Genomic DNA, 26,050 nt, shown 5'->3' with positions numbered 1-26,050 from the left:
CTAAATGAAAAAGGCTGTCATTTTAATTGTGCTTCTCGGAATGGTTGGATTTGCTGTGTATGATTTCGTTGATCAGCCAGACGATTCTGCCAGTCCTGATACAGATGAGGCAAAAGAATCCAGTTCAGTGAACGGTAAGGCAACCGAACCATCGACCGCTGATAAAAGTGAAGCAACAACTGCTGATCCCACAGTTGGTTTAGAGATGGGAAACATTGCTCCGGACTTCCAGCTTCAAACATTAGCCGGTAAAACTGTGAAACTATCCGATTACCGTGGGCAGCGGGTAATGGTCAACTTTTGGGCAACCTGGTGTCCGCCATGCCGTGCGGAGATGCCGGATATGGAAAAGTTTTATCAAAATGAAGATATCGTTATTTTGGCGATTAATTTAACACAAACAGAGAAGAGTTTGCAGCAGGTACAGGATTTTGTAAATGAGTTTCAGGTAACGTTTCCCATTTTGCTTGATAAACAAATCGAAGTAGCTACAAATTATGGGATACGTCCAATCCCAACTTCCTTTATGATTGATCCAAATGGAATTATTCAGTTCAAGGCATTTGGTGCAATGAGTTATGAACGGATGGTTCAGGAATTTGAAAAGATGAAATAGACCGGTTTTATAGCGTACAATAGGCCTGAGGTGAACATGGTGAAGCAAACAATTTTAGTGGTCGAGGATGATAAAATGATCCGCGAGCTTGTCAGTATTTATTTGAAGAAAGCCGATTATGACGTGATGGAAGCAGCCGATGGGGAAGAGGCAAAAACTATTTTTCTAACCTGGCACCCTTGTTTAATTGTCCTTGATCTAATGCTTCCGAAAGTTAGTGGAGAGGATTTCTGCACATGGGTTAGGGAGCGAGAACGGAATGAGGTATCGATTATCATGCTATCCGCCAAAGCTCGGACCGATGATAAAATTAATGGACTGAAAATGGGGGCGGATGATTACCTGACAAAGCCGTTTGACCCTGATGAACTTGTCGCGCATGTTGAAGCGGTTTTACGTCGAACGGGACAATTTTGTCAAAAGATTACCTATGGCGGGCTGTGCATCAAACCGAGAAAAGGGGAGGTAGTGCTTTTCGATAAGCAACTGCATTTGACGAAACATGAATTTAATCTATTATTTCATTTCATGGAGAATCCAAATGTCGTGTTATCAAGAGAGGATCTCATTCAGCATCTCTATCCTTATGCCGATAAGACTGTGCTTGATCGGACAATTGATGCACATATAAAAAAGCTTCGGGAAAAAATCGAGGATAATCCTGCCTCGCCGAAACGAATTCATACAGTTCGGGGAATGGGGTATAAATTTGTGGATGAATAAAGATAGAAAATCATGGCTTCCCAAACGGTTCCTGTGGCGGCTGACGCTGATCAATATCATTGTTATTGCATCGTTTATCACTCTGAGCAGCCTGGCGATTTATAACACGGCTTGTTTCTTGGTAGATGGAATGGGGACGATGACGAATCAGAAGCAAGAACAGTTTAATTCAACTCTCTTTCTTTATTTATGGATTTTCAGTATTTCAACGATTGTAATTGGCAGCCTGATTCATTTCCATTTAATGAGAAAACTCATTCACCCTTTAAGGAAATTGATAAAGTCTACTAAAACAATGAAGCAGGGTCAATACCCGAGACCGATTGAAGTGCGATCAGAGGATGAAATGGGGCAGTTGATTGGTCATTTCAACGAACTGGTGGAGCAATTGAAATACAACCAGCAACATAAAGAAAAACTTGTAGCGGATTTATCCCATGAATTTCGCACTCCTTTATCCAATTTAAATGGTTATCTTGGTGCATTAAACAATGGTGTAATTGAAGGTGACCGGAAACTGTATCAATCCCTTTACGAAGAATCCAAGCGCTTAACGAATATGATTGAACAGCTTGAACTGCTGAAAGAATGGGATTATATATCAAAACAAACATTTTCTGAACGGGAACCGATGGATATGGATGTGCTGGTCGCACAATCCGTTGACATGTTTCGGTGGTCCTTGAAAGAAGCAGGCATCGCTGTCCATGTCCACACAGAACCGGGAAAAGTGCATGTATTCAATAAGGGCATCCCCCAGGTTATCAGCAATTTAATTGATAACGCCATTCGTTACTACCAGGGACCAGGTGACTTAACGATAAATGGGGAAAATTTGCATTCAAAATACAAGGTTTCCATCACTGCACCCGGCCAGCCAATTCCCCAAGCCGAACAAGAAAAAATCTTTGAACGATTTTACCGAATCGACCCCTCAAGAACCCGGGACACCGGAGGAACAGGACTCGGACTTGCCATATCAAAAGAAATCATCGAACACCATCACGGCGAAATAGGAGTAAAAACCCAAAATCAACATCACACCTTCTGGTTCACATTAGGGACAGGTCAAGATTACTGACAGGGACAGAGGGACAGGTCCTTTGTCCCACCTCTCAAAGCGTACACATATTATTTACAATCAAAAAACAGGAATTCAATTGGCCAACAGAGAATTACTAGTATAAAAGCGAGCTTTTATACATTTTTGAAAGTGGGGAGCCAAAATGGGGCGAGTTGTTGGATTCGAATTGAGCAGTCAGGAGCCGAAAAAGGCAGCAAAATTTTATGCCAATGTATTTGGATGGAAAATGTCTGAACCGGACTGGGATTATTGGGCTGTTTCTACGGAAAAGGATACGATGAACACTGGAATCGACGGTGGAATAAGTAAAGGTCCAAGTGATTATCCACATGGAACACGTATTCAAATTGAGGTTGATTCCATTGACGATGCAATCATCAAAGCAAAAGACAATGGTGCGATGGTCGTACAGGGGAAGATGGAGTTCGATGACTTTTTTCTAGCATACCTAGTGGATCCTACTGGACTTGGATTCGGTCTGATTGAGCAAAAATAAATAATGATTTTCAACGCAAAGTAGTTTAACGGAAAAGTGTTTAGTGTTAAACTATATTTGTGGTGACGAATTAATTTAACACATTCATCGTCATATATAAACCATTTGCAAGTTGAAGGAGAGGGAATTATCAATGGATCGTTTAAAAGATAAAATCACTATTATTACCGGCGGTGCATCAGGTATGGGGGCTTCGATGGCAAAATTATTTGCAGATGAAGGCGCAATCGTAATTGCTGCCGATATTAATGAGGAAAATCTAGCAAAAATTGCTGAACTGGACAATGTAGAAGGAATGAGATTAGACGTTTCTTCTAATCAGGACTGGGCTGAGTTAACAAAGGCTGTTGTTGAGAGATATGGCCGGATCGATATTTTAGTAAACAACGCAGGCATTTCTTCTGAAAAAACATCTGACCAAATTACCGATGCAGACTGGAGCCTTATGCATAAAATCAATTCGTTTGGTCCGTTTTTGGGAATTAAACATGTCTCTGAATATATGAAAGAAGCGGGTAAGGGTTCAATTGTTAACACTTGTTCCTATACCGCCATTATCGGTTCCGGCTTCAATCATTATTCGGCATCAAAAGGTTCCTTGCGTGCCATTGCCCGCGCCGCTGCCTCAGACTTAGGTCAATTTAATATTCGTGTAAATACTGTATTTCCAGGTGTGGTCGAAACACCAATGACCTCAAAACTATCAGAGGCTAAAGATATGATGAATATGCTCGTCAACGCAACCCCAATGAAGCGTCTAGGAAAACCAGAAGAAGTAGCAAGCGCCATACTATTCCTAGCCTCAGACGAAGCATCTTACATTACCGGCGGAGAACTAGTCATCGACGGCGGCTATTCCGCACGGTAGGGACGGAGGGACAGGTTCCTCGTCCCTCCTTTTTTAAAAGGGGGAACTATGTTGAAAAATACAGAAGGAACAGTAAAAATAATTCCCAGACTATTACATATGGAGCAGTTCATAAAAGAATTAAAGAAAAATCCCGAACAAGACAGAGAAAAGTTAGCCATGAAAACGTTTAATTTCCCAGAAGAAGAGCTGAAGTCGCTGTTGTTTTTTGGTATGTTCAATATAAATAGAAAAATTGACCCACTTGAACATCAATTAAAGCAGATGCACAAGCTGCAATTGGAGTCCTTTATAAAGAATGAATTGGAAAGTTTACAGAAAAACTTTCCTACAAATTATCAAATAACATTTGAGCTGTTTGTATTAGATGAGGATGATGACTTTGTAAAGGACAAGCTCAGTGGTGTTTCGGCATTTACAGATTGGGACGGAAAAATGTGCTTTGTAGTGTATCCAGATGAAAAGGTTCGCCTGGCATTAAAGTCTGTTATTACCCATGAATTTAATCATCATTGGCGTATAAGTAAATTGGCAATGAAAGAAGGAAATGAGACATTACTTGACCGAATGATATTAGAAGGGTTAGCCGAACATTTTGTTAAGCATGTATTGGGTGAATCTTTTCAAGGGCCATATAAGGATGCGCTCACAGAACAGGAAGCTAAAACTTTATGGAATCAAACCTACCACATACACGCATTCGAAAAAGGAGGAATAACTGATCCATTCTTGTTTGGAGACAGTGAACAGGGATTACCCTTTTGGGGTGGTTATTCTATCGGTTATTATCTTGTTAAATGGTATCTCGAAAAAAATAGGAGTATTTCCTTTGAAGAATTGATGTTATTACCTTCTGAAGAATTTATCGAATATTGTAGCCGTGCATAGTCTTTGGAGGGGAATTTTATTTAACCCATAAAGATGCATTTGCTAATGAGATCATAAATCAACAATCGACAATATTGAGATTGCCTCAGTCCAATTGTTAACCAATACAATAACTGATTTTAGAGGACACATTTATATTTATAATGGAAATACTGCAGTAGCAGAGGATGAAGAATTTCATGGGTCTGAGGACAGCACCAATGCAATGATTTTAAGTGTTTCATCCATTCTTCAATTACAAGCAGGTGACCAAATAAATGTCAGGGTAACTTCTAATAACCCAACAATTATTAATCCGAATAATCCGTCTAGAACCCATTTCGAAGCAGCAAGGTTTCTTTCATAGGATGCGGGACGGAGGGTTCCCATCCCTTCCAATTTAAACTGAGGAAAACTAAAATAATTCTCGGGAATTACATATTGAACAATTTTAAAAAACAGCTAAGGGGCTTACACTCAAACTAATCGACAAGCTTATTGATAACCAATAAAAAAGAGGTGGACGATGAACGTTAGAAAAGCGAATCCAAATGACGCCAAAAGCATTGCAAAGGTACAGGTTGATAGTTGGAAAACCACGTATAAAAATATTGTTCCAGATGAATTTTTGGACCGAATGAGTTATGTAAGCAGGGAACAAAAATGGAAAGATAAAATCCCAAAGCAGGCTGTTTTTGTAGTTGAAACCGATGAAGGGGAAGTAGTAGGTTTTGCAAATGGCGGTAAGGAGCGTACAGGCAATTATCCTGCCTATCAGGGTGAATTATATGCGATTTATATATTGGCAGACTACCAAAGAAACGGAATAGGAAAACTATTCATTAAGCAAATTATTGAGGAATTGAAACGAAAAGACATATATTCAATGACGGTAGCAGTGTTAAAAGACAATAGTTCCAGAAAATTTTATCAGTCGCTTGGAGCTAAAAAAATTGATACGACAGAGTTGGAAATTTCCGGTGAGAAGCTTAAAGAAATCATATATGGATGGGAAGATATAAGGACAACATTTTAAATCCCTATGAATCTTCGTATTTTATTGAATGCAACAGGTTAGCCTTATTTTTTTATACTATATTTTTTGACTTCTAGAACATTAACCAATTTACTGATCTAGCGAAATTACACTTGCAACACCCTCTTTATAGTCTATAGAAGGGAGTTCCGACTTTTGCCATTTTTTCCATCACCCCCACTGAACTCCCAATAAGTCCCTGCTCCATCTTAATATGTCCGATTTGTCCGTTTTACTATCACTTCAAAGCCGCCCCAAAGGTTTATTTGCTGCAGTAGAAAACACTTGATACTTTTCCAGAGACTATTTAAATTAGCCTGCAAATGAAAAGCAACAACGCCAAATAAAGGCTTTTTTGTTGGACAAAGAGATATAAATCAGCTATAAAAAAGTATGGACGGAAATTATCGAGGGTTCAGCACATGCTGGTTCTTTTTGGAAAAATAATAAGACTGCTGACGGAAGCGATTAGAATGAAAAAAACTTAGACCCCATAAAATCAGAACGATACTACAGCTACTGGAGAGTGAATTAGTGAAACGTTTTATTCTACTATTAATCATTGTGTTCATCGGGTATGTTTCAAAACCGTTATGGGAAGAGCCAGTGCAACAAGCTATTCCTTCATCCGTAAAGGATTCCATCCGTTCTGCAGTCGATTTTGGAAAAGAATATGCAGCTGACAATTTTACGTTAGATAACCTAACTCAACAATTAGATTCTTTGTTCAAATCGCCTGATAATTTGCCGCCAGGATCAAAAGGAACAGACATTGAAACACCAAAATTATCAGCTCCTGAGGACCACCTATTTTCGATTCATAACATTGAATTAGGACAATCAAAAGCGAAAGTCGAGCAGAAAATTGGTAAACCGAAGCGAACCTCGAAAAATGAATATGGCGTCAGCTGGGCAGCTTATCATGAAAACTATCATAATTTTATCATGGTTGCCTATGATAAAAATAATATGGTTCGCGGCCTTTTCACCAATCAGGATTTGATCGCCTCTGCAAAGGGGGTCAAACTCGGAAGTTCTAAGCAATCGGTTCGGGATCATCTTGGTACTCCTGAATCTGCCATCAGAAAAGGCCTAGTCAATTATCAGATTAACAGTAATGGAGAATATGATGTATTTCGGCTTGACAACAGTTTTGTCACAGTTTTTTATGACAAGCATGCGAACAATACGGTAACAGCCATTCAAATTATTAATAAAGATTTAGAACAGAATAAAGACGGTTTTTATACCGAACCAAGCAAGTCTTTAAGAGAAGGGTTTGAATATCAGCTGTTTGATTTAACAAATGCTACAAGGGTAAAGCACGGTCTGTCCATTTTAAAATGGGATGATCATGTGAGTGAAACGGCCCGGAATCACAGCTTGGATATGGCCGAAAATCAATATTTCGCCCATACAAATCCACAGGGTCAATCCCCATTTGATCGTATGAAGGAAGATAACATTTCTTTTATTACAGCTGGTGAAAACCTTGCATATGGACAGTTTAGCAGCATCTTTGCCCATGAAGGACTGATGAATTCCTTAGGTCACAGGAAAAACATTCTAAGAGAAAATTATAAATATTTAGGGGTCGGAGTGGCGTTTAATAACGAGTCACAGCCTTACTATACGGAAGATTTTTATAGTAATTCGCCATCACTATAGAAATAAAAATAGATTAGGGTGAGGAACATTTAGAAATAGCTAACTTTTTCATTAACCAAATCGATTTCCTTTAAGAATCGGTTTGGTTGATTGTTATTATAATCTAAAAAACTAGGAGTGACTGTAGAAAGATGCACATAAAGGGTGAATTGACATATGATAATCTGGTTTCACTTCAAAAGGACTTTCTAAACACTTCAGATAAGGCGAAAAAGCGGATTAACATTTTGACAATCACATCAGCAGGAATAGTTTTTGTTTTACTGTTTCTAATTCAACCAAGCTTTCATCCGGTCCAAATCGCGATTAATTTAGTTTTGACGTTTTTATTTGCATTATTGGTACCAGTTATTATACGACATAATGCCGTTCGTGGGTTAAAAAGGGATGTGCATAGCAAGAAGCTGGGGCCTTTCTCTTTACATTTAACTGAAGAGGGAATAGATGTACAAAGAGAGTATTCCAGTAAACATGTTGCATGGAAAGAGATTCAGAGAGTTACCGCCGATGATGCGAACTTTTTCCTATATCATGTCAATCAATCCGCTATTATTATTCCAAGGAATGCAGTTAAATCCGATACGGAACTGATTGAACTCTTGTCTACATATGTGGGTGAATCGAAAATAGAAACTAAGACTGGGGCTAGTTATAACAGAAAGCCAAAAAGAGCAGTTTTTTCGGTGTTAATTATTGCCTTGGTATTGCTAGTCGGCGTGCACTACTACTATATCAAACCACAGAATGACGTTGCGAGAGCTGTACAAATGGTGGATGACTTATTTGTCGAAGTGGATGGGAAATCCGATTCAGAAAAAAATGATGAAACCCCTGGAAAAATAAAGGAATCCACAGATCAGGAACAAATTGACCAAACACGAAAAGCAATAGCAAAAATTGATCCGGATAATGGTGAACATGGGGGATATTCCATTGCTGTATTGGGTTTGAGCTTGACGGTTAACGATGCTCAGAAACAATTAGATAAAAGAGAAGGTAATCAAATTTCGGATGGGACTAATAAAGATTCATCGACTGAATCAAAAGATGATCCACTGGAGGAGCAAGATAAAGAAGACACTTTGATAGAATTTACCCCGAACGAAAAAGATGTCATATTGAAAGATAATGTTTTGAAAAATAAAGATATACTCGAAGATTTTATGAAAGTGGCTGGAGAAAACAATGAAAGTCAAATCAGAGTGGTAAAGTATGTTAAGTCACAAGGTGTTATTATTTATGAATTGAAATCAAGATATGATGCAAACGCTGATGAAGGTTGGATTTCTGTTGATCCAGATTTAAGTCACTATAAACCCACAGAAAATGAAGTGCAAGATGTTTTTAATAATGCCCCTCAGCAATGTGGGTATATGTCAAAAGATAAAATAGAGGGCTACTATAAATTAAACAAATGTAGAACAAATTGGGAATATCGGTTGCTTCCAATACCGAAGTAGACTAATTAAATGGAAGAGGATCAGCGCAAAATTATGCGTTGGTCCTTTTCTGTTTCATCTAGATCTATAAAGTTTAATTTTTTGACCAGTGAAACATGGTTTTTAGTAATTCTCGAATAACGCTTAACAGGGTAATTTGATATATATGTTAAAATATAACAAGGATTATGAAATAATTTATTTATCAAAAAATAAGGAAAAGAGAAAAGAGGGGATTGAAAATGGATGTAAGATATCCAATTGGGAAATTACAGGTTCCTAACAAGGTAACATTAGAAAATATTCAAGAATGGCTAAAGGAAATCGAAACTTACACGATTCGATTAAGAGAAACTGTTGACTCATTAAGTGATGCGGAATTAAGCAGAACATATCGTGATGGCAGCTGGACAGTTCGTCAACTTGTTCATCACATAGCAGATTCTCAGTTGAATATGTATCAACGTTTGAAGCTGGCTTTAACAGATGAAAATCCAATAGTGCCAGCTTTTGATCAAGAAAAATGGGCTATTCAACTGGATACAAAACTTCCTGTAGAATGTTCTATTAAACTGCTAGAAGGTATAAATGAGCGCATCGTGTCTTTAGGAAATAGTTTAACTGAAGAACAATTAAATCGAGCTTTTACGCACCTGGAAAACGGTAAAATAACAGTTGCAACAAAGGTAGCTAAATTAGCTTGGCACGAAGAGCACCACTTAGCCCATATAAAAATCGCATTATCAAAATAATACAAACGAATAGGCGTAGATGGGGGTTTAAAAAGCCCAGAAGTTGATGGAAAAATATCATGTTGAAGATGATAAATAATTTTTTTCTTAGAAGTTTTTCAGGGCGATGTTTGGTTTACAGAGAAACTTATCGGACCTAGGCAGCGCCCTGTTATTATTAGTGGGTCTTGATGTAATTTTTAGTAACTAGATAACATAATCTTAAACACGTACAGGTGAGAAAAGGCTCCCTATAAGGAACCTCTTATCTTATTTCTCTTGAATATTGAAAAGGCGGATTTACTTTATGCATTAAATTTCCCCTCAGCATGGAAACAACAAATTCAAACCTACAACTCTACTTCCCCGCTCTTACCCGTTCCATGATTTCCTGAACGATCGTGTTCTTGGCATCCGCGTAGTGTTGCACGTGCCGCCATTCACGCTTAGCCAGATTGCTTTTGACCTGTGCGTATTTAATCCGGTCGGCATCATTGGACCGCAGCCAATCACGGAAGCGCAGCATGCGATCGACTTCTGATGTCTTTTTGCTGAATACATGCAGATTGATGTCTGTATCGGGCCCTTTGAACATTCGATGCTCAAACCACTCGGGCTCCCGAATACGCAAAATGTAACCCGCTTTCTCCAAGTGGGAAAGATAGGACTCCTCATCGGCAGAGTCCGCCACCACCAGTAGAATATCAATAATGGGCTTGGCACACAGTCCTGGGACTGAGGTTGATCCAACGTGCTCCACCTGCAACGCCTTATTGCCGAGTGCGGCACGAATCCGCTCAGCCTCCTGGTCAAACAGCTTTGGCCAACCTGGATCATACTCTAAAAGGGTGATTTTCGCATTATGTGGTGTACGCTCTCCAACCGTGACCTTCTGTAAACCTTCATCACTAATCTGTTCTGAATTAATACCATCCTGCATTGCTGGCAATTCCTCCTTTCCGCTAACAATCTAGTATTTGAAAATATCACAACATTTGTTAAGTTGCAACTATCCATAGGGAAGCGAGCACTTTAATTAAATTGCTGACTCCTTGGCGTATAGTAAACTTTCACTCCTTCATAAAAGCCGTAATTTGATGACACAGATCCTCGGGATGAGTAAGATTGACCATATGATCAGCACCTGGTATTTCTACGACTTGGGCTTCTGAGTGCTCCCTAAAGTAATTAGCAACACGAAGGTTGTCGGGTGAATCCTCCTTACCTATTACTACCAATGTTTTAATCGTCAATTCTCCTAATCTATCGATGGCCGTTGGCTTAGGCCAAATTAACTGAACAGCTGGCCATTCAAACATTCGGTTCATATGATGTTTAAGCATTTTAGCCATGAAATCCCGGTGAGGACCAGCCGTTAAAACACGATATGAGGAGTCACTGAGCAAAAGTTCAACCATCTTATCGATATCGGGTGCAGCCTCATGAACTTTTTTCATATTCTCTTCAAATTCCTTTGAATATTTAAATCCAGCTAATCCAGGTGCAAGCAAAACAAGTTTTGAAACCCTTTCAGGATAATGCAAAGCGAATTCAGTGGCAATTTGACCACCCATGGAGTGACCGATAAGCGTAGCCTGATTGATTTTTAGATGATCAAGCAGAGACAGTAAATCTTCAACATGGTTGACATCTTCTAAAGGGGACGGTGATTTCCCGGTTCCACGTCCGTCAAAAGCAATGACCTTGTAGTGTTTCGCTAAAAATGGTTCGACAAATGTCCAGTTCCGTACATCAGCACCACCAGTGAGGAGAACCACAGGATGCCCCTTACCATTAATTTCGTAATACAAATCCATACAAATCCCTCCACCCATTCCGTTTAGTGTGATTATATCACGAATTTTCAGAAGTTAATATAAGTTGTTGTCGTACACCATAGGCAATGACTTTTTCAATAAAAAAACAGTGGAGAAGGAGGCTCTCCACTGTTGGGTATGAATCAAGATGCAATCATATCTTCTTCTTCGACATCTTTCGGCTTGTCCCGTAAATAGTATTTGCCTTTTGTCAGTACTGCAAGGACAATAGTTAGAATTGCTGCCAGCACCGCGGAGAAGAAGGCGGCCGTGCTTTGCAGAAAACTGCCCATAAATCCAAGTGCTGCTACTGTTCCAAGTGCACTGGAGATAAGTAGGGCGCCGACACCGACAGGGTTCCACTTGAACAGATATTCCTGACGTGACTCGAAATATTTTGGACCGATTTTTAGCACCTTTTTGACGACAAGTGCATCTGCGACAAGCGAGGCAGCCCATGAGAACAAGAAAACACCTTGGAAGGTCATCACCGTATCCAAATGATCCACAATATTACCGAGCATCAGGGCAATAGCTGATCCCCCTGCCACTACAACCCAGAACCTTCTGCCTGGCGTAAAGTGGAAGATGTTTTCAAAGAAATTGGATAACGATAAAGAACTGCTGTAAATATTAGTGACATTGATCCGAAGCTGTGTCAGCATCGTAAATAAAGTTCCTCCGATGCCAAGCAGCATGACAATGTATACACCCGGATTTGGTTCACCCAGTCGGACACCGAACCAGATGCCTAGACCTCCCATCACCCCATAACAGAAAATCTGCGGGATAAAGCCGATTGCGACAGAGCCCTTTTTAATGTCTGACGGTTTCAGGAACCGGGCATAATCAGATGATAATAATGCGGTAAGACCAATTAAGCCATTTTGCATTGCGATGCAAAGAAGTAATGCTTCTCCGCCAAATTGTACGCCATTCGGCATGAAGGATAGGACGGAACCATCGTATAGTGAAGGTGTAAAAATCGATACACCAATAGCGGTAAATAGGAAGATTGCGAATATCGGCAAAGACCATTTTTGCAATTTGTCTAATTGCTTAATGCCAAACCAATTTAGGGGAATGACGAGTGCGCCAAAAAAGACTTTGAGTGACCATTCGGGAATGGCTGGAAAAAAAGTATGGATGGCTGAAACCAGAATTAAACCTTCAAACGCGCAGTACATGATAAAATTGGATGCGTATATGAGGGAGGTTAACGAAGCTCCGATATAACCGAATCCGCCTCCACGTGATAATAGATTGACATTCATCCCGGATTTGGCAGATAGGTATGCGATAATTGTGCCAAGCACGCCTGCAATGACAATTGCGTAGATAGCTGAGGCAATCGCGTTGGCTGCACCAAATTGCAAAGCCATCACGCTGCCCATTTGGAAATAAAAAATTGCTGTAGCGATACCAAATGTGATATTCGTTACACTGACCCAACCCATAGTTCTATGATTGCGAGGAACGCGGCCTAAAGAATAATCATCTTCGTTACTGGATTGGTTTTCTTGAATGACTTGTACATTCGATTGTTCTTCTTTCAAACGAACATCTCCTTAATTATATTTTGTTTATTCGTCCTCCTTAATATTGTGAATCAATTCACAAACAGTAACCAAAAAAACAAAAATCTTCCTTTTTCTTACCTTCGCATTCATTAATCATATCGCTAACCGCATATTTATTCAAGGGGTGCCCGTTTACACATGGCGTCTAACCATAAAGTCACCGAATTAAGGAAACTTTTTCACAACAAGAACGTACCAATAGTAGCAGAATTTAATATTAGGAAGGGATGATGTTCATTTGAAGGTCAAAAGCAGTTTACTAGCAATTCTCTCCGCTGGGTTAATTCCTTTATCCGGAGTGCCGGGGCAGAACGTCAATGGAGTTGAAGTAAGTGATGAATTGATCCAGGAAGTGCAGCATAAGCAGGACAGGATCGCACCAGATGAATTCGGTGAAGCCTTTTTACAAGGGGAATTCGCACAGATTTATCAACAGACAAGTGAATCTTTCAAGGAGAATGTGTCATTTGCCGATTTTGAACGTTTGGCTGTCTCATTTAATCAGGGTGTAAACGAATATGAACTGGAAAGCAGTTTTTCAGTTGCGAAGCATATAAATCGGTATGTCTGGGTCGATGAACAGGAAACAAAGGGGCTACAGGTTGTGTTTGATAAACATGGCACGATTCAAATTCTCCAAATAGCGCCACTTGCATCTTTTCCTAAGACTGACCGGATTTACACGGAAAATGAATACGCCATGCCGATCAAGGATAATTGGTTTGTTTTATGGGGCGGGACAAATCAGTTGATTAATTATCACTATCTGTCGCCCATTCAACGGTATGCCTATGATTTGGTGATTATGAAAAACGGCAGCACCCACCATGGTAACCCTGCCAAAAATAAACATTACTACGCCTTTGGTGAGGAAGTAGCAGCACCGGCCGCTGGTACGGTTGTTGAGGCTGTTGATGGGACCCGAGATAATGTTCCAGGAGTGATGAATCCCGAACAGCCGCTTGGAAACCACGTAATTATTAAACATGCGAATGGTGAGTACAGCTTGTTAGCCCACTTCAAGAAAAATTCAATCACTGTCAAAGAAGGGGACCATGTGACAACCGGAGATGTTCTAGGTGAATGCGGAAATTCAGGGAATTCCAGTGAGCCTCATATACATTTTCAGGTAATGAGTTCACTTGACTTTTTTAACGGGAAATCAATTCGCATCCAACTTAAAGGGGACAAAGAGCCGATCCAGGGAGACTTTATAAAACCGATTAAGTAATAAATTTTAAATAAGGGGGCAAAAAAATGCATGCAAAAGAAGATACGAGATTTATAGTTGATAAAAAGACAGGGTACACACCTGCGATAGGAAGACTGCTGTCCATGATGGAATATACGCGTTTGACCACATTGGAAGCAGTAAATGGATTAACAGCGGATGAGCTTGATTACCGGATCGATGGGAAAGGGAATTCAGTCGGCTGCCTCCTTCATCACATGGCATGTGTTGAGGAAGTTTATCAAATCATGACATTTGAAGACCGGGACCCTAACGAGGAAGAAATGCAGAAGCTTGAGGTCGGATTAAGTCTAGGTGAAAAAGCCCATCAGGAAATCCATCATAACGGAATTGATTTTTATATCGAACAGCTAAATAAGGTTCGGTCCAATACACTGGAACTGTTCAAACAAAGAGGAGACAATTGGTTGGATGAGGTATCACCATTCGGACCAGATTATTCAGCCAATAACTATTTCCGCTGGTTCCATGTATTTGAAGATGAACTAAACCACCGCGGGCAAATACGACTAATTGTAAAGCACAATAAAAGAAAGCAGGAAGGGAAATGAAAGCAAAAGGGGAGTGAATGGTAAAATGAGAGAATGGTGGAGAAGTAAAAAAGAAGTCATCAAAAAAAGCAAGAATAGCCATCATTATTCATTTTTTGATTTAATCTTAGATGTTTTGGATCTACTATTTTGGATACCCGAGTTGATTATATTACCATTCCGATTAATCTATTCGATCGTAAGGGGTTTTGGCAAGTTGTTGGGAAACATGTTCGATTTTGTTTAAAAAAAGGTATGATGACTTAGACAAATAGGAAACGGGAGGGGTAATATGCTGAAGTCCACAACGATTAATGACCAGTATGAACTAGCACTTGGAGATGATATAAGGATATTGATTGTCGGTGCGGGGGTTGCTGGTATCACGGCTGCACAGATGCTTCGACGTGACGGGCGGCATCCGGTGCTGATCGAACGGAATAAAGATGAAGGCCATCCCGGCTATATGCTGGCCTTGATGCCGATGGTGGATCAGGCACTTGATGACCTTGGGGTACGCGAACACTACCGGAAGAACAGCATTCCACTTGCTCGGTACGGGTTCCATACCCACACAGGACGGATGGTGCGCGCTGATTCGATGGCTAGCATTCTGGATCGTTACGGGGACTACCGGGGTATTGCACGAGGAAAACTGATTGAGACACTAACCTCCGACCTGTGTAACGTCAGTTTCGAAACGACGGTAACCGCAATATCAGAGTCTTTGTCCGGAACCAATGTGACCTTCAAGGCCGAAAGCGAGTCACGTCAGCTTGAGTTTGACTTAATAATAATTGCTGACGGTCTACACTCAACCACCCGCGACCTGATACTCGATGGTGACACGGTTGATGTGGTAGACACAAAGTGGGGCGGCTGGGTAGTTTGGGCTCCTGAAGACACCAATATGGATCTTGGCGAGGAACTCTGGGGCGCTGGCTTTTTCCTTGGCATATACCCAGTCAAAGGGGAACTTGGCGTTTTTCTCGGAGGTCCCCGCGCAGACACCAAAGTGGGACCGAGCCCCTTTGTCACGGAAGTACGCCGTAAGCTTACTTCAATCAGCCCGCGACTGGACAGCAGTCTGAACGCTATCATCAATGATCCTGCTCCCTACTACTGGTCGCTCCAAGACTGCAAGGCCCCAGTCTGGTCCAGTAGCAACGTCGTATTACTTGGAGACGCAGCTGCAGGTTTTTTGCCAACAGCAGGAATAGGCGCTGGAATGGCCATGGAATCAGCATGGATACTAGCGCGCATTTTACGTTATGCACAGCCAGGTAATGTAAATTCCCTGCTCCAAGCTTATGAGAAGGTACAACGCCCTCGAGTTGAAACCGCTCAGAACACTTCCCGTCGTCTGGCGGGACTCATGTTTCACCGGAGCAGGGCCATTGCTGTTCTTCGTGATGTAACGATGCGATTCGTTAGTGTTGAGGCAGCAATTAAACCAATTCAGAAACTTCTTGCCAATCAGCCAAATCCAGATCATGTCGCTAAGGAGGCCCTTAAACAGATAAATGAATCGGACTTTTAGCTCCTCACATGCATGTTCGGTTAGTAAAGGATGATTAATTTTTAGTATTCATCACAAACTACTAGCTAAACTGCAACCAAAGGAGTTCATCAAATGAAAAAGTCACAAAAACCTGTAATCGGAATCACCAGCTCCATTGTTAACTACAACAACATGATGAGTGTTAACCTGCATGAGAAATATATTAAAGCGTTGATCAAAGCTGGTGGCATCCCAATTGTTATTCCAACCGGAACCGAGGATATGCCTGAAGTGTGGGTCTCCATCTGTGACGGGATTATTTTAAGCAGTGGGGAGGATGTTGATCCGAATTCATATGGGGAAAATCCGGCTCCCAGAATTCATAAAACGAATGAAAAACGGGATCTGATCGAAAAGGGTCTTGTAAAATATGCGCTGGAACAGAAAAAACCGATTTTTGCCAATTGCCGAGGGATTACCATGCTAAATGTTGCGATGGGCGGTACCGTTATTCAGGACATTGAAACCAATAATCCCAACGCCATTAACCATTTTCAGCAAACAGCAAGACCAGAGCCCACCCATGAAATTCAAATTGAGCAAAATAGTCAGCTGCATCAAATTCTTAACCGCACGAAAGTCCGGGTCAACAGCATGCATCACCAGGCAATTGGCAAACTTGCACCTGGTCTCAGACAAGTGGCGGTTGCACCAGATGGTATAATTGAAGCGGTTGAGGGAATCGACAAGTCCTCATCGCTGTGGCTGGCAGTTCAATGGCATCCTGAGGAAATGGCTAGCCAGGATCCATTGATGCAGGGAATCTTTCAGGAATTTATCAATGAATGTAAAAACGCCACACCATAAATCCAGTTAGGAGTGATGATTTTGGATACGAAAACAGACAAGGTAAACTACGTGTGGTATGCGAGTTATGGTTCCAATTTAAGTAGGGAGCGGTTTTTGTGTTACATAGAAGGCGGGCAGCCGAAAGGGTCCGCAGATGTGGAGATAGGCTGCAGCGACAATTCGCTCCCAATTAAGGAAGCTACCCATATCATGCAGCACCCGCTGTATTTTGCAAAAGCATCAGCCCGTTGGCAAAACCAAGGGGTAGCCTTCATCGGCTTGAAAAAGGAAGAAAAACATCATACATATAGCAGAAAATACTTAATCACAGAGGAGCAATTTAAGGATGTCGTCAAACAGGAAAATGGCGTCGCAATCGATATGGATTTAGATGACATAAAGCAGCGGGGATTAAGGACATTAAAAGATACCTGGTATGGAACCCTTTTATACGTCGGTGAAGAAGACGGATATCCAATCTTTACCTTTACAGCCGACTTTGACTCGGATGTGCCAGTTACCAAACCATCCAAACAATATCTAGGGATGATTATTAATGGGCTACGGAATACATTAAAGCTTGATCGGACAGAGGTAGTAAATTACCTCAGCACAAAGCCTGGGGTGGCCGACAATTATAGTAGAGAAGATATTGAGGAGCTGATGGGGTAGCACTTTGCCTTTTACGTTGAACGAGGCAGAGGAATATAAGAGATAGAAAATACTCCTTTTATTACCTTACCTAATATTAGTTTGAACACTTCTAGGAAAGGTTATAAAAGAGTAAATAGGAAAGGTGACATACATATGAAATTATTTTTTCGAATACTATATTCTATTATCTTATTTGCAGCCGGTGTCTTGCATTTCGTCCATGAACAAGGCTTTCGCAGGATTGTCCCGAAAACACTACCCTTTAGGCGGGCCATCGTGCTGGTCTCGGGTGGTTTTGAAATGATCTTTTCCGTTATTCTTTGGGTGAAAAAAGGACAGCATATCACGGGGAAACTCTTAGCACTTTTTATGGTCGCTGTGTTTCCAGCAAATGTGTACATGGCTGTGAAAAAAATATCATTCCAGCCTGGAAAACAAGCGAATCCTTGGGTCCTATGGTTACGTTTACCCCTGCAGTTTCCACTTATTGCTGGGGCATTGACACTAGGAAGAAAAGATAATAGATAGAGTATTTCAGAAGCGGGCACTTTTCTTTAATGAGAATTGCCCCTTTCCCGAACAGGAAAACAATTGGACTTGGAATGATAATAATTTCACGCTTATGAACTGCAGAGAAATTTGTATATAATGGACTACCATTCATCCAACTGCCTAAAAATTGAAAGGTGGATTTTATAATGAGTTATTTGAACGTTCACGGCGCCAACTTACATTATGAAACAGTCGGACAAGGCCCTGTTTTAATCTTAATTCCGGGAGCGAATGGCACCGGTGATATCTTTGCAGAGGCCGCAAGATTCTTACAGGATAAATATACAGTCGTTACTTTTGACCGTCGCGGTTTTTCAAACAGTGGCTTAACAGAATCATTGCCAGAAGATGCAAAAAATCCACATAGTATTTACCGACTTGAAATGGACGCCAGCGATGTAGCTGCTTTAGCAAAACATCTTAGCAACGCGCCTGTATATATTCTGGGGAGCAGTTCCGGCGCAATCGTAGCTATGGAAACTTTGCAGGATTATCCTAATCTTGTTAGAAAAGTTGCCCTTCATGAACCTCCTATTAACACATTCTTGGCTGATTCATTATATTGGCAGACGAAGAATGCTGAAATTGTCGAGCTTTTCCAAACGGAAGGGATGCAAGCCGCCATGGAACTGTTTGGTGAAACATTGCATATCGCCCCAATTGATGCCCAAATGATGGCCAAACCTGCCATTACAAACGAAAACGCCGATAATCCAGTTTTGAAGGAAATGGCCTTTTGGTTTCAATATGAAATCCGCCAGTATACAAGTCGTAAAATCGATTTAGATAAGTTAACCGAACAAAAGGATAAAATCATCTTGTTCAATGGAACAGATTCCGTGGGCTCATTCCCCCAAGATGTCGTCAAAGACTTATCGGAAAAGCTAGACCTGCCCATTCAACGGATCGCCGGCGGACATTTAGGGTATGTACAAAAGCCAAAAGAATTTGCTCAAACCTTGGCAGACTTATTTGTTTAGGCTGTTATATATAAGTAATTTGCTGATAACATAGGGATTTCAATCAAATTTGGAGGGGTGTTAGATGTACATACCTAAACAATTTCAAATTACAAATGAAGAAAAAATTTACATAGTTATTGAGCAACTCGAACAAATACCAGCGGAAAATACTCAGCAAATCGCACAGCTAATGAAGGAAAATCTTAAAAATAAGTAGGTGTTTAATCTACATAAACAAAGAATCCATTTTGAGCAAAGTGGATTTTTTTCTTTTCAAAAACACCAGCCTCTTAGCCTTTGTTCAAAAAACATGATAGTTTTAACAAAAGCTTCCCTAAAAATATAAATTACAGTTCAATAGCATGCAACAAGTACTAGAACCATAGACATGATTCTAGTTCGAAAGTCATTCGAAAGCCCCTTGTTTGATCATTAGAGGAAGTGATAGCATGAAAGTGACTAATTGGTCATAAAAAAAACCATTAAGTCGATTTCAAAATAAATAAGATGAAACTTTAATGATGCACATAGCCAAATGATGGGAGGTTTAACGATGGTGAAATATGCGATTATTGATCAGGATACTTGCATCGGCTGCGGAAATTGTGAGGGAATAGCTCCAGATATTTTTGATCTTGATGATGAGGGACTGGCGTTTGTGAAGCAGGACCAGAATCGGGGGTACACCCCAATACCAGAAAGCAAACTCGATGAACTGGAAGAAGCTATTGAGGAGTGTCCCACGGATTCAATTAAAGTTTCCGATCAGCCATTTGGCAAGCAGGAATAGAGAGTCATTATTAACCGAATGTTTTTAAATTAGAAGGGAGTAATCTTTAATGAATAAAGAAACTATTTCATTGAAAGATGTACAAGAGTTTAAGTCTAGTTCTGAGGAATTTTTTCCGCTAGATTGGTATAAAGAAATGCTAACAAACAATCCGATTCATTTTCATGAGGAAACAAATACATGGCATGTCTTTAAGTATGAAGACGTTAAACAGGTGTTGACTAACTATGAATTCTTTTCAAGTGAAGGGGATCGAACTAGCATTTCGGTAGGTGCCAATAACGAAGAGGGTACCGTTCCCGATAGTGTAAACGTAAATTCCGTCGATCCTCCTCGACACCGGAAAAAACGCACCCTATTTTCAGCGGCTTTTACTCCCCGCAGTTTACAGGGGTGGGAACCGCGGATTCAACGAATTGCAAATGAACTTGTGGAAAACATAGCGGAAGATAGTAAGGAAAATTCTACAGTTGATATCGTTCAAGCACTGGCAGCACCATTCCCTAGTATGGTTATTGCCGACTTATTTGGCGTTCCTATTAAAGATCAGGCTCAGTTTAAACATTGGGTTGACGTTCTATTTCAACCTTATGACAAAGAAAACCAGAAGGAAATAGATTTAAAGAAACAGGCCGCCGCTAAGGAATATTATCAATATCTTTACCCAATTGTTGTTGAGAAACGAGCAAATCCATCTGAGGACATTATTTCCGACTTAATAAAAGCTGAAGTGGATGGTGAAAAGTTTAGCGATGATGAAATTGTACGAGTATCAATGGCACTGTTAGGTGCTGGTGTCGAAACAACCAGTCACGCGCTGGCAAATACGTTTTATTCATTGCTTTATGATGATCAATCCCTGTATGAGGAGCTTAGAAATGATTTAGACTTGGCTCCAAAGGCTGTTGAGGAAATGCTTCGCTATCGCTTCCAGATTTCAAAACGGGATCGTACAGTTAAGGAAGACAATAACTTGTTGGGAAAAGAACTGAAAAAAGGGGATGTCGTCTTTGCATGGATGAGTGCTGCGAATATGGATGAAGCAGTGTTTGAGGATCCATTTACGTTTAATATTCATCGTCCAACAAATAAAAAGCATCTGACATTCGGAAAGGGACCGCATTTTTGTATGGGTGCACCCCTTGCAAGATTAGAATTGACGACTGCGCTCAAAACATTTATCCAGAAGTTTTCCCGGATCGAGCCCGTAGAATCATTCGATTTGGAGAGTAACCTAACCGATTCAGCACCAGGAAAATCGTTAAGGCATTTACCGATGAAGGTGTATAGGTAGAGGTTAACACTATATAAGGAGGTGCCGATAAAACTTAGATTTTTAGAAAGGTGTCCATTTTGATCAAATTCATTTCAAAATGGACACCTTTTATTGCCATAAAATGCAGGCTTTAAAGACGGTTTGATCAAGGCTTATGTCAAAGCTACTCCTTGACTGCTTTTAATATTTGTCGAATGGCCCCAAGGTGATACGATGAATGAGCCAAGGAAGATAATACTTCATTGGCAAGTAGTTCATTCCATTCAATAGCGTCAATCCATTCCAATAGTGTTAAGTATTCATTTCGCAATCCTTCCTGAATGCGGTTCCATTGCTGCTCATCTACCGAATGAATATCCCAGCTCTTTCCCCAATCCATTTCCGGTTGTTTCCCATTTTTTAAAATTTCATTGGTTCCCCACATGTGATAGCGGACGTGATCAGTATGGGCAGCCAATGTTGTTCCATGAACTGACAGTGAAGCTTCGTCGCAAGACAATCCACCTGTTACACCGAAAATTCCTGAATTCGGTTCAGAATTTGTAAACCAGCTTCCTTTTATAGGAACTGGGGGTCCTTCAAATGTTTCCCTTACCATCGTTTTAACCGAGTTTCTTAATGCTTCGCTCATGTTTAGCCCCTCCAATAAATTTTTTGTTATGCATACACACAACAGTAAATAATGATAATCATCATTCAGAATGACTTTCGGGTCCCAGATGTGTATAACCTTCTATGATTGTTTTGATGGTTATATTGTAAAGTGATTGATTCTAACTGTCAATAACTTTTATAATGGTTATAAGGAAAGTTTAAGGTTATTTTTCCTAGACCTTCAAAATACTTACGGTAAGACAAGGAGAATCACATGTCAGATATAAATAAGGATGTACACAAGCCTGATTTACTCGGTGGGCGTTTGTGCTTGGATTTTGCCAATACGGTAAGTTGGCACGATAGCAGTGAGAAATCACAGGAGCTGCTGACGAGTTACGAGAAGCTTATAAACTGGAGTTTGCATGCCAATATTCTTAAGGAACAACAATCGCTTTCACTATTAAAAAAAGCAGAAAGTCAACCTGCTAAGGCAAAAGAGGTTCTCCAACAAGCTGTTGAGCTGCGGGAATCGATTTACCAAATATTTAGTTTAGTATCAAACAATGAAACGCCGGTCTCTAAGGATCTTTCTATTTTGAACGAAGCCCTGGGTAATGCTTACGGGACGATGCGAGTTGTGCCTGGTAAAAATAAATTTTCATTGGAATTGTTGAATTGTGAAGAAACATTAGACGGAATGCTTTCACCGATTGTTCAATCCGCTATAGAAATTCTTATTTCTGAAAAAGAGCTCAGCAGAGTGAAAAAGTGTGAAGGAGCTCCGTGTGGTTGGTTATTTTTGGATACAAGCCGTAATCGCAGCAGACGATGGTGTTCGATGGCAGACTGCGGGAATCGTGCAAAAGCAAAGCGATTTTATCATAATAAAAAGTAATAGTCTTCATTATCGTTATTTAAGCAAACAGGCACACATATGAAATCATTTGGCGTAATCAACAAGTGGAATGTCGTTATTCGCTAGTTACAAAACGGTTCTAGATAGGTAATATAATAACTGTTCCACTTACAAATCAGCGCGCAATCAAACTAGTAAAGCTATAGATAGCTAAAGGGGGGACCTTATGAATGATGTCTCATAATCGTATTAAAATCCCAGCAGGCTTTTGGACAGGATTACACCAATTAGGGATCGCCCCCAACAAAGTAGTTCGAAAAGCACGACTTCCGCTCACCATTATTACTGAACCAGTTGTTAACACCGCTCAGTATTTTTCAATTTGGCATGCATATTCCGAACTTATAGGTGACACTGCCAAAGGGATTATCCAGCTTGCGACCGGCTTTGAAACTGCTCATTACCCGCCTGCCGTTTTAGCAGCCTACCATGCTCGTGACTATCGTGACGCACTAACACGAATGGTTCGGTACAAACAACTTTGCCCTCCTGAAAGCTTACGAATCACCGAGGAAGACGAGTATTGTACAATCGAACTGAAATGGTTGGATAGTGAGCAACCCGGTCCGTCGATGCTGATTGGTATTACGCTGGCTTTTCTTCTAGAACTAGGGCGAAGGGGAACAGGTCAGGGTAAACATTTGACGGCAAGGTCCGTTGAATTTTCACATTCGATGGGCGATGTACAGTCACTTGAAGCTTACTTCGGCTGTCGTGTCCAGATCGGTGGAAATTGTAACAAATTAACGCTCCACAGAAGTGACCTGGATAGGTCCTTTGTCTCGTACAACGCGGAGTTGCTAAAGATTCTGGCTCCTGTATTGGACCAATCGTTAGATGAGCAACAGCACCGCACCTCCATCACCAGGATGGTCAAGTGGATCATGAAACGTAGCCTGACGGGAGGCCGTCCCAACATTCAGATCGTCGCAGGCGAGTTGGGGATGAGCGATCGTACTTTACAGCGTCGACTTTCTAACGAGGGAACGAGCTTCAAGCATCTGTTGACCCATGTCCGACATGAGCAGGCGCGGGAGTACTTAGCGGATCCCACGCTCGATATTAGCGAAGTGGCCTTCTTGATTGGATATGAAGACCAAAACTCGTTTTACCGGGCCTTTCGCCTTTGGGAAGATGATACCCCTTCAAATTGGCGTACCGAACATTTAGTGAAAACTTGATAAATTAACTTGTTTTTAATACTTTTATTTTTTCAAGTAGATGAAAAGGAGAAATAGATAATGGAAATGGGATTAAACAATAAAACAGCCTTAGTTACAGGATCAACGAAAGGGATAGGTAAAGCAATTGCCATTGAACTTGCCAAAGAAGGTGTTAATGTTCTAATTAATGGGCGAAATGATGAAGAGGTAGAAAGAATTGTAAATGAAATTAAATCAGATTTCCCGGCCACCTCTCCTCAAAATGCTGCAGCTGATATTGTGGATAGTCAGCAAAGAGAAGCCTTATTTAAAAAACACCCAACTATTGATATTTTAGTTAACAATATGGGTATTTATGAAATCATGCAATATGAGGAAGCTGACGATGAAGTATGGGAAAAATATTTTCGCACCAATGTTCTTGCTGCAAATGGATTATCAAAGTTTTATTTACCTAAAATGAAGAACAATGATTTTGGCAGAATTATCTTTATTGCAAGTGAGGAAGCAGTTATGCCTTCAGGACAAATGCCCCAGTATTGTATGACAAAATCAATGCTACTGTCATTGTCAAAAAGCTTATCTAAATTAACAATAGGGACAGAAGTTACAGTCAATACAATTATGCCAGGACCAACACTCTCCGAAAATGTGCATCAAATCATTGAGGATATGTACCTTAATGAAGATATGACCTTTTTGGAGAAAGAGAAGGAATTTATGTCTACAAACCTACCGCAATCTGAAATACAGCGGTTTATCAGACCTGCTGAAATAGGCAGAACGGTCACATTTATCTGTAGTCCTTATGCGTCCGCATTTAAAGGGTCACCTATCCGCATGGATGGCGGGCTAGTACCGACTATTTTTTAGCAATCATCATGTATTGTGGTTTAAAAGGATGCCAGTTCAAATGAATTGGCATCCTTTTCTTATTGCTGAAAAACATTACAAAGTCTATCGTGATTATTATTTTTAATAAAAAGGCAAAAGAGGTTAATCAACCTATATTTTTTGATTTGTTATCTTTGAACATCATATTTGCGCTTTAAAGAAATTCAATGTACAATTGCATTTAAATTGTTTGACATTAAATAGTTTTTAGGTAAACGGTTTGAAATTAAAATAATTTATGTGAACAAAACAATTTAGAAACGTGAAATGTAAATTTATCACAACAAAAGGAGCTGTTATAGTGTCAGGATTAATGGAAGGTAAGGTTGGTATCATTACTGCGGCAGGTTCAGGTATTGGTCGTGCAAGTGCAATCGCTTTTGCGGAAGAGGGCGCAAAGGTAGTTGTTTCAGATGTCTCCAAAGAGACTGGGGAAGAAACCGTGCGCTTGATTAAGAAGAACGGTGGCGACGCAATATTTGTTGAATGTAACGTTGCGGAAGAACTACAGGTTGAAAATTTGATTGATACAGCCGTTAAAACTTATGGGAAATTGGACTGGGCCCATAACAATGCAGGAATCGGTGCACCGACTGCTCCGGTTACTGAAACGAAAACAGAAGACTGGAATCGGGCCATGGGTGTCAATCTAGATGGGATGTTTTATTGCTTGAAACATGAAATTCGTGCAATGACCAAATCAGGAAGTGGAGCCATTGTGAATACTGCTTCCACTGGAGGGCTGGCTGGAACACCAGGTCTTGCAACGTATACATCGTCAAAATGGGGAGTGAACGGGCTCACGAAAACAGTGGCACTTGAGGTTGGAAAACAAGGCATTCGCGTGAATTCTATCTGTCCGGGGATGACACGAACAGCCAGTGTAGCACAATGGTCTAAAGACGCTGCAGAGCAGGCGAAAGCTTATGAGCAGTCCATTCCTATCGGTCGAATGGGCACACCGGAAGACCAAGCGAACGCGGCTGTATGGTTATGTTCTGATAAGGCAGCTTATGTGACTGGTGTGAATTTACCTGTAGATGGTGGAGAAACCGCCCAATAATTGAAATCCGATACAACTTTATAGATTTCTATGGAGAAACTAGAATTATAGTTATCGATTAAGTTAAAAATAGATTCCTAAAATATTAGCCCATCTTCTTCGTATTTTGGAGGAGTTGGGCTGTTT

The 26,050-nt window shown here is 40.5% G+C and carries 29 protein-coding genes; 25 read left to right on the top strand and 4 right to left on the bottom strand.

Going from position 1 to position 26,050, the window contains the following annotated elements:
- Positions 1 to 4 precede the first annotated feature (4 nt).
- From CFK37_RS18670 to CFK37_RS18620, 11 genes are all read left to right on the top strand, one after another.
- Positions 5 to 616: a redoxin domain-containing protein gene (locus CFK37_RS18670; RefSeq protein ID WP_089063291.1), complete on the top strand. Its 612-nt coding sequence runs from the start codon at positions 5 to 7 to the stop codon at positions 614 to 616.
- A 39-nt stretch (positions 617 to 655) separates the two neighbouring features.
- Positions 656 to 1,339 (top strand): response regulator transcription factor, encoded by a 684-nt coding sequence (locus CFK37_RS18665; protein WP_089063290.1) that lies wholly within the window; start codon positions 656 to 658, stop codon positions 1,337 to 1,339.
- The gene (locus tag CFK37_RS18660) at positions 1,332 to 2,420 is read left to right on the top strand and encodes a sensor histidine kinase (RefSeq protein ID WP_089063289.1); all 1,089 of its coding nucleotides are present in this window, start codon (positions 1,332 to 1,334) and stop codon (positions 2,418 to 2,420) included. Before CFK37_RS18665 ends, CFK37_RS18660 begins: the two co-directional genes overlap by 8 nt.
- A gap of 145 nt (positions 2,421 to 2,565) precedes the next feature.
- Positions 2,566 to 2,919, top strand: coding sequence for a VOC family protein (locus CFK37_RS18655; RefSeq protein ID WP_089063288.1), 354 nt, complete (start codon positions 2,566 to 2,568; stop codon positions 2,917 to 2,919).
- A 133-nt stretch (positions 2,920 to 3,052) separates the two neighbouring features.
- The gene (locus CFK37_RS18650; RefSeq protein WP_089063287.1) at positions 3,053 to 3,787 is read left to right on the top strand and encodes an SDR family NAD(P)-dependent oxidoreductase; all 735 of its coding nucleotides are present in this window, start codon (positions 3,053 to 3,055) and stop codon (positions 3,785 to 3,787) included.
- Positions 3,788 to 3,835: 48 nt separating this feature from the next.
- Positions 3,836 to 4,675 carry a DUF2268 domain-containing putative Zn-dependent protease gene (locus CFK37_RS18645; protein ID WP_245837262.1) on the top strand — a complete coding sequence of 280 codons (840 nt, stop codon included), beginning with the start codon at positions 3,836 to 3,838 and terminating at the stop codon, positions 4,673 to 4,675.
- 94 nt (positions 4,676 to 4,769) lie between these two features.
- On the top strand, positions 4,770 to 5,021 hold the full coding sequence (locus CFK37_RS18640; protein ID WP_089063286.1) for a hypothetical protein: 252 nt from the start codon (positions 4,770 to 4,772) through the stop codon (positions 5,019 to 5,021).
- A 159-nt stretch (positions 5,022 to 5,180) separates the two neighbouring features.
- The gene (locus tag CFK37_RS18635) at positions 5,181 to 5,690 is read left to right on the top strand and encodes a GNAT family N-acetyltransferase (RefSeq protein WP_089063285.1); all 510 of its coding nucleotides are present in this window, start codon (positions 5,181 to 5,183) and stop codon (positions 5,688 to 5,690) included.
- A 534-nt stretch (positions 5,691 to 6,224) separates the two neighbouring features.
- Positions 6,225 to 7,358 carry a CAP domain-containing protein gene (locus tag CFK37_RS18630; protein WP_172840534.1) on the top strand — a complete coding sequence of 378 codons (1,134 nt, stop codon included), beginning with the start codon at positions 6,225 to 6,227 and terminating at the stop codon, positions 7,356 to 7,358.
- A 131-nt stretch (positions 7,359 to 7,489) separates the two neighbouring features.
- On the top strand, positions 7,490 to 8,818 hold the full coding sequence (locus tag CFK37_RS18625) for a YcxB family protein (RefSeq protein ID WP_089063283.1): 1,329 nt from the start codon (positions 7,490 to 7,492) through the stop codon (positions 8,816 to 8,818).
- A 221-nt stretch (positions 8,819 to 9,039) separates the two neighbouring features.
- Positions 9,040 to 9,549, top strand: a complete 510-nt coding sequence (locus CFK37_RS18620; protein ID WP_089063282.1) for a YfiT family bacillithiol transferase — start codon at positions 9,040 to 9,042, stop codon at positions 9,547 to 9,549.
- Between the two features lie 337 nt (positions 9,550 to 9,886).
- Here CFK37_RS18620 and CFK37_RS18615 read toward each other — a convergent pair whose 3' ends face one another.
- The 3 genes from CFK37_RS18615 to CFK37_RS18605 all read right to left on the bottom strand — a co-directional run bounded on the left by CFK37_RS18615 (position 9,887) and on the right by CFK37_RS18605 (position 12,901).
- Positions 9,887 to 10,468, bottom strand: a complete 582-nt coding sequence (locus tag CFK37_RS18615) for a GrpB family protein (RefSeq protein ID WP_089063281.1) — start codon at positions 10,466 to 10,468, stop codon at positions 9,887 to 9,889.
- 130 nt (positions 10,469 to 10,598) lie between these two features.
- Complete coding sequence (locus CFK37_RS18610; RefSeq protein WP_089063280.1) at positions 10,599 to 11,345, bottom strand: alpha/beta fold hydrolase; 747 nt, start codon at positions 11,343 to 11,345, stop codon at positions 10,599 to 10,601.
- A 143-nt stretch (positions 11,346 to 11,488) separates the two neighbouring features.
- A complete protein-coding gene (locus CFK37_RS18605; protein WP_245837261.1) occupies positions 11,489 to 12,901 on the bottom strand; it encodes a purine-cytosine permease family protein in 1,413 nt (470 codons plus the stop codon).
- Between the two features lie 262 nt (positions 12,902 to 13,163).
- Here CFK37_RS18605 and CFK37_RS18600 point away from each other — a divergent pair, with 262 nt between their 5' ends.
- The 10 genes from CFK37_RS18600 (at position 13,164) to CFK37_RS18555 (ending at position 21,309) form a co-directional block, all read left to right on the top strand.
- Complete coding sequence (locus CFK37_RS18600) at positions 13,164 to 14,156, top strand: M23 family metallopeptidase (protein WP_245837260.1); 993 nt, start codon at positions 13,164 to 13,166, stop codon at positions 14,154 to 14,156.
- A 26-nt stretch (positions 14,157 to 14,182) separates the two neighbouring features.
- Positions 14,183 to 14,728, top strand: a complete 546-nt coding sequence (locus CFK37_RS18595; protein ID WP_089063279.1) for a DinB family protein — start codon at positions 14,183 to 14,185, stop codon at positions 14,726 to 14,728.
- A 271-nt stretch (positions 14,729 to 14,999) separates the two neighbouring features.
- Positions 15,000 to 16,247, top strand: coding sequence for an FAD-dependent oxidoreductase (locus tag CFK37_RS18585; RefSeq protein WP_089063277.1), 1,248 nt, complete (start codon positions 15,000 to 15,002; stop codon positions 16,245 to 16,247).
- A gap of 93 nt (positions 16,248 to 16,340) precedes the next feature.
- The gene (locus tag CFK37_RS18580; protein WP_089063276.1) at positions 16,341 to 17,075 is read left to right on the top strand and encodes a gamma-glutamyl-gamma-aminobutyrate hydrolase family protein; all 735 of its coding nucleotides are present in this window, start codon (positions 16,341 to 16,343) and stop codon (positions 17,073 to 17,075) included.
- Between the two features lie 21 nt (positions 17,076 to 17,096).
- Positions 17,097 to 17,729 (top strand): hypothetical protein, encoded by a 633-nt coding sequence (locus tag CFK37_RS18575; RefSeq protein WP_245837259.1) that lies wholly within the window; start codon positions 17,097 to 17,099, stop codon positions 17,727 to 17,729.
- 135 nt (positions 17,730 to 17,864) lie between these two features.
- On the top strand, positions 17,865 to 18,239 hold the full coding sequence (locus tag CFK37_RS18570) for a DoxX family protein (RefSeq protein ID WP_089063274.1): 375 nt from the start codon (positions 17,865 to 17,867) through the stop codon (positions 18,237 to 18,239).
- 170 nt (positions 18,240 to 18,409) lie between these two features.
- Entirely contained in the window at positions 18,410 to 19,243 is an 834-nt protein-coding gene (locus CFK37_RS18565; RefSeq protein WP_089063273.1) for an alpha/beta hydrolase, read from the top strand.
- A 64-nt stretch (positions 19,244 to 19,307) separates the two neighbouring features.
- Positions 19,308 to 19,442: a hypothetical protein gene (locus CFK37_RS20580; protein WP_281251598.1), complete on the top strand. Its 135-nt coding sequence runs from the start codon at positions 19,308 to 19,310 to the stop codon at positions 19,440 to 19,442.
- A 336-nt stretch (positions 19,443 to 19,778) separates the two neighbouring features.
- The gene (locus tag CFK37_RS18560) at positions 19,779 to 20,015 is read left to right on the top strand and encodes a ferredoxin (protein WP_089063272.1); all 237 of its coding nucleotides are present in this window, start codon (positions 19,779 to 19,781) and stop codon (positions 20,013 to 20,015) included.
- Positions 20,016 to 20,064: 49 nt separating this feature from the next.
- A complete protein-coding gene (locus CFK37_RS18555; RefSeq protein WP_089063271.1) occupies positions 20,065 to 21,309 on the top strand; it encodes a cytochrome P450 in 1,245 nt (414 codons plus the stop codon).
- 145 nt (positions 21,310 to 21,454) lie between these two features.
- Here the strand turns inward: CFK37_RS18555 and CFK37_RS18550 are convergent, their stop codons facing one another.
- Positions 21,455 to 21,922 carry a hypothetical protein gene (locus tag CFK37_RS18550; protein ID WP_089063270.1) on the bottom strand — a complete coding sequence of 156 codons (468 nt, stop codon included), beginning with the start codon at positions 21,920 to 21,922 and terminating at the stop codon, positions 21,455 to 21,457.
- Positions 21,923 to 22,159: 237 nt separating this feature from the next.
- On the opposite strand from CFK37_RS18550, the gene CFK37_RS18545 reads away from it, so the two are divergent.
- The 4 genes from CFK37_RS18545 (at position 22,160) to CFK37_RS18530 (ending at position 25,924) form a co-directional block, all read left to right on the top strand.
- Positions 22,160 to 22,783 carry a CGNR zinc finger domain-containing protein gene (locus tag CFK37_RS18545; protein ID WP_089063269.1) on the top strand — a complete coding sequence of 208 codons (624 nt, stop codon included), beginning with the start codon at positions 22,160 to 22,162 and terminating at the stop codon, positions 22,781 to 22,783.
- A gap of 194 nt (positions 22,784 to 22,977) precedes the next feature.
- On the top strand, positions 22,978 to 23,985 hold the full coding sequence (locus tag CFK37_RS18540; protein ID WP_089063720.1) for an AraC family transcriptional regulator: 1,008 nt from the start codon (positions 22,978 to 22,980) through the stop codon (positions 23,983 to 23,985).
- Positions 23,986 to 24,045: 60 nt separating this feature from the next.
- Positions 24,046 to 24,840 (top strand): SDR family NAD(P)-dependent oxidoreductase, encoded by a 795-nt coding sequence (locus tag CFK37_RS18535; RefSeq protein WP_089063268.1) that lies wholly within the window; start codon positions 24,046 to 24,048, stop codon positions 24,838 to 24,840.
- Between the two features lie 322 nt (positions 24,841 to 25,162).
- Complete coding sequence (locus CFK37_RS18530) at positions 25,163 to 25,924, top strand: SDR family NAD(P)-dependent oxidoreductase (protein ID WP_089063267.1); 762 nt, start codon at positions 25,163 to 25,165, stop codon at positions 25,922 to 25,924.
- Positions 25,925 to 26,050: the final 126 nt, after the last annotated feature.

The sequence above is a fragment of the Virgibacillus phasianinus genome (assembly GCF_002216775.1).
GTDB lineage: Bacteria > Bacillota > Bacilli > Bacillales > Amphibacillaceae > Virgibacillus_F > Virgibacillus_F phasianinus.
This window is presented reverse-complemented; position numbering and strand designations above follow the sequence as displayed.

Bases quoted from the DNA above. Each gene is read 5' to 3' on its own strand.
- CFK37_RS18580 (WP_089063276.1), top strand. From the start codon at position 16,341: ATGAAAAAGTCACAAAAACCTGTAATCGGAATCACCAGCTCCATTGTT.
- CFK37_RS18655 (WP_089063288.1), top strand. From the start codon at position 2,566: ATGGGGCGAGTTGTTGGATTCGAATTGAGCAGTCAGGAGCCGAAAAAG.
- CFK37_RS18570 (WP_089063274.1), top strand. From the start codon at position 17,865: ATGAAATTATTTTTTCGAATACTATATTCTATTATCTTATTTGCAGCC.
- CFK37_RS18650 (WP_089063287.1), top strand. From the start codon at position 3,053: ATGGATCGTTTAAAAGATAAAATCACTATTATTACCGGCGGTGCATCA.
- CFK37_RS18585 (WP_089063277.1), top strand. From the start codon at position 15,000: ATGCTGAAGTCCACAACGATTAATGACCAGTATGAACTAGCACTTGGA.
- CFK37_RS18595 (WP_089063279.1), top strand. From the start codon at position 14,183: ATGCATGCAAAAGAAGATACGAGATTTATAGTTGATAAAAAGACAGGG.
- CFK37_RS18615 (WP_089063281.1), bottom strand. From the start codon at position 10,468: ATGCAGGATGGTATTAATTCAGAACAGATTAGTGATGAAGGTTTACAG.
- CFK37_RS18645 (WP_245837262.1), top strand. From the start codon at position 3,836: ATGTTGAAAAATACAGAAGGAACAGTAAAAATAATTCCCAGACTATTA.
- CFK37_RS18565 (WP_089063273.1), top strand. From the start codon at position 18,410: ATGAGTTATTTGAACGTTCACGGCGCCAACTTACATTATGAAACAGTC.
- CFK37_RS18620 (WP_089063282.1), top strand. From the start codon at position 9,040: ATGGATGTAAGATATCCAATTGGGAAATTACAGGTTCCTAACAAGGTA.
- CFK37_RS18625 (WP_089063283.1), top strand. From the start codon at position 7,490: ATGCACATAAAGGGTGAATTGACATATGATAATCTGGTTTCACTTCAA.
- CFK37_RS18555 (WP_089063271.1), top strand. From the start codon at position 20,065: ATGAATAAAGAAACTATTTCATTGAAAGATGTACAAGAGTTTAAGTCT.
- CFK37_RS18660 (WP_089063289.1), top strand. From the start codon at position 1,332: ATGAATAAAGATAGAAAATCATGGCTTCCCAAACGGTTCCTGTGGCGG.
- CFK37_RS18550 (WP_089063270.1), bottom strand. From the start codon at position 21,922: ATGAGCGAAGCATTAAGAAACTCGGTTAAAACGATGGTAAGGGAAACA.
- CFK37_RS18670 (WP_089063291.1), top strand. From the start codon at position 5: ATGAAAAAGGCTGTCATTTTAATTGTGCTTCTCGGAATGGTTGGATTT.
- CFK37_RS18535 (WP_089063268.1), top strand. From the start codon at position 24,046: ATGGAAATGGGATTAAACAATAAAACAGCCTTAGTTACAGGATCAACG.
- CFK37_RS18560 (WP_089063272.1), top strand. From the start codon at position 19,779: ATGGTGAAATATGCGATTATTGATCAGGATACTTGCATCGGCTGCGGA.
- CFK37_RS18635 (WP_089063285.1), top strand. From the start codon at position 5,181: ATGAACGTTAGAAAAGCGAATCCAAATGACGCCAAAAGCATTGCAAAG.
- CFK37_RS18545 (WP_089063269.1), top strand. From the start codon at position 22,160: ATGTCAGATATAAATAAGGATGTACACAAGCCTGATTTACTCGGTGGG.
- CFK37_RS18540 (WP_089063720.1), top strand. From the start codon at position 22,978: ATGTCTCATAATCGTATTAAAATCCCAGCAGGCTTTTGGACAGGATTA.
- CFK37_RS20580 (WP_281251598.1), top strand. From the start codon at position 19,308: ATGTACATACCTAAACAATTTCAAATTACAAATGAAGAAAAAATTTAC.
- CFK37_RS18610 (WP_089063280.1), bottom strand. From the start codon at position 11,345: ATGGATTTGTATTACGAAATTAATGGTAAGGGGCATCCTGTGGTTCTC.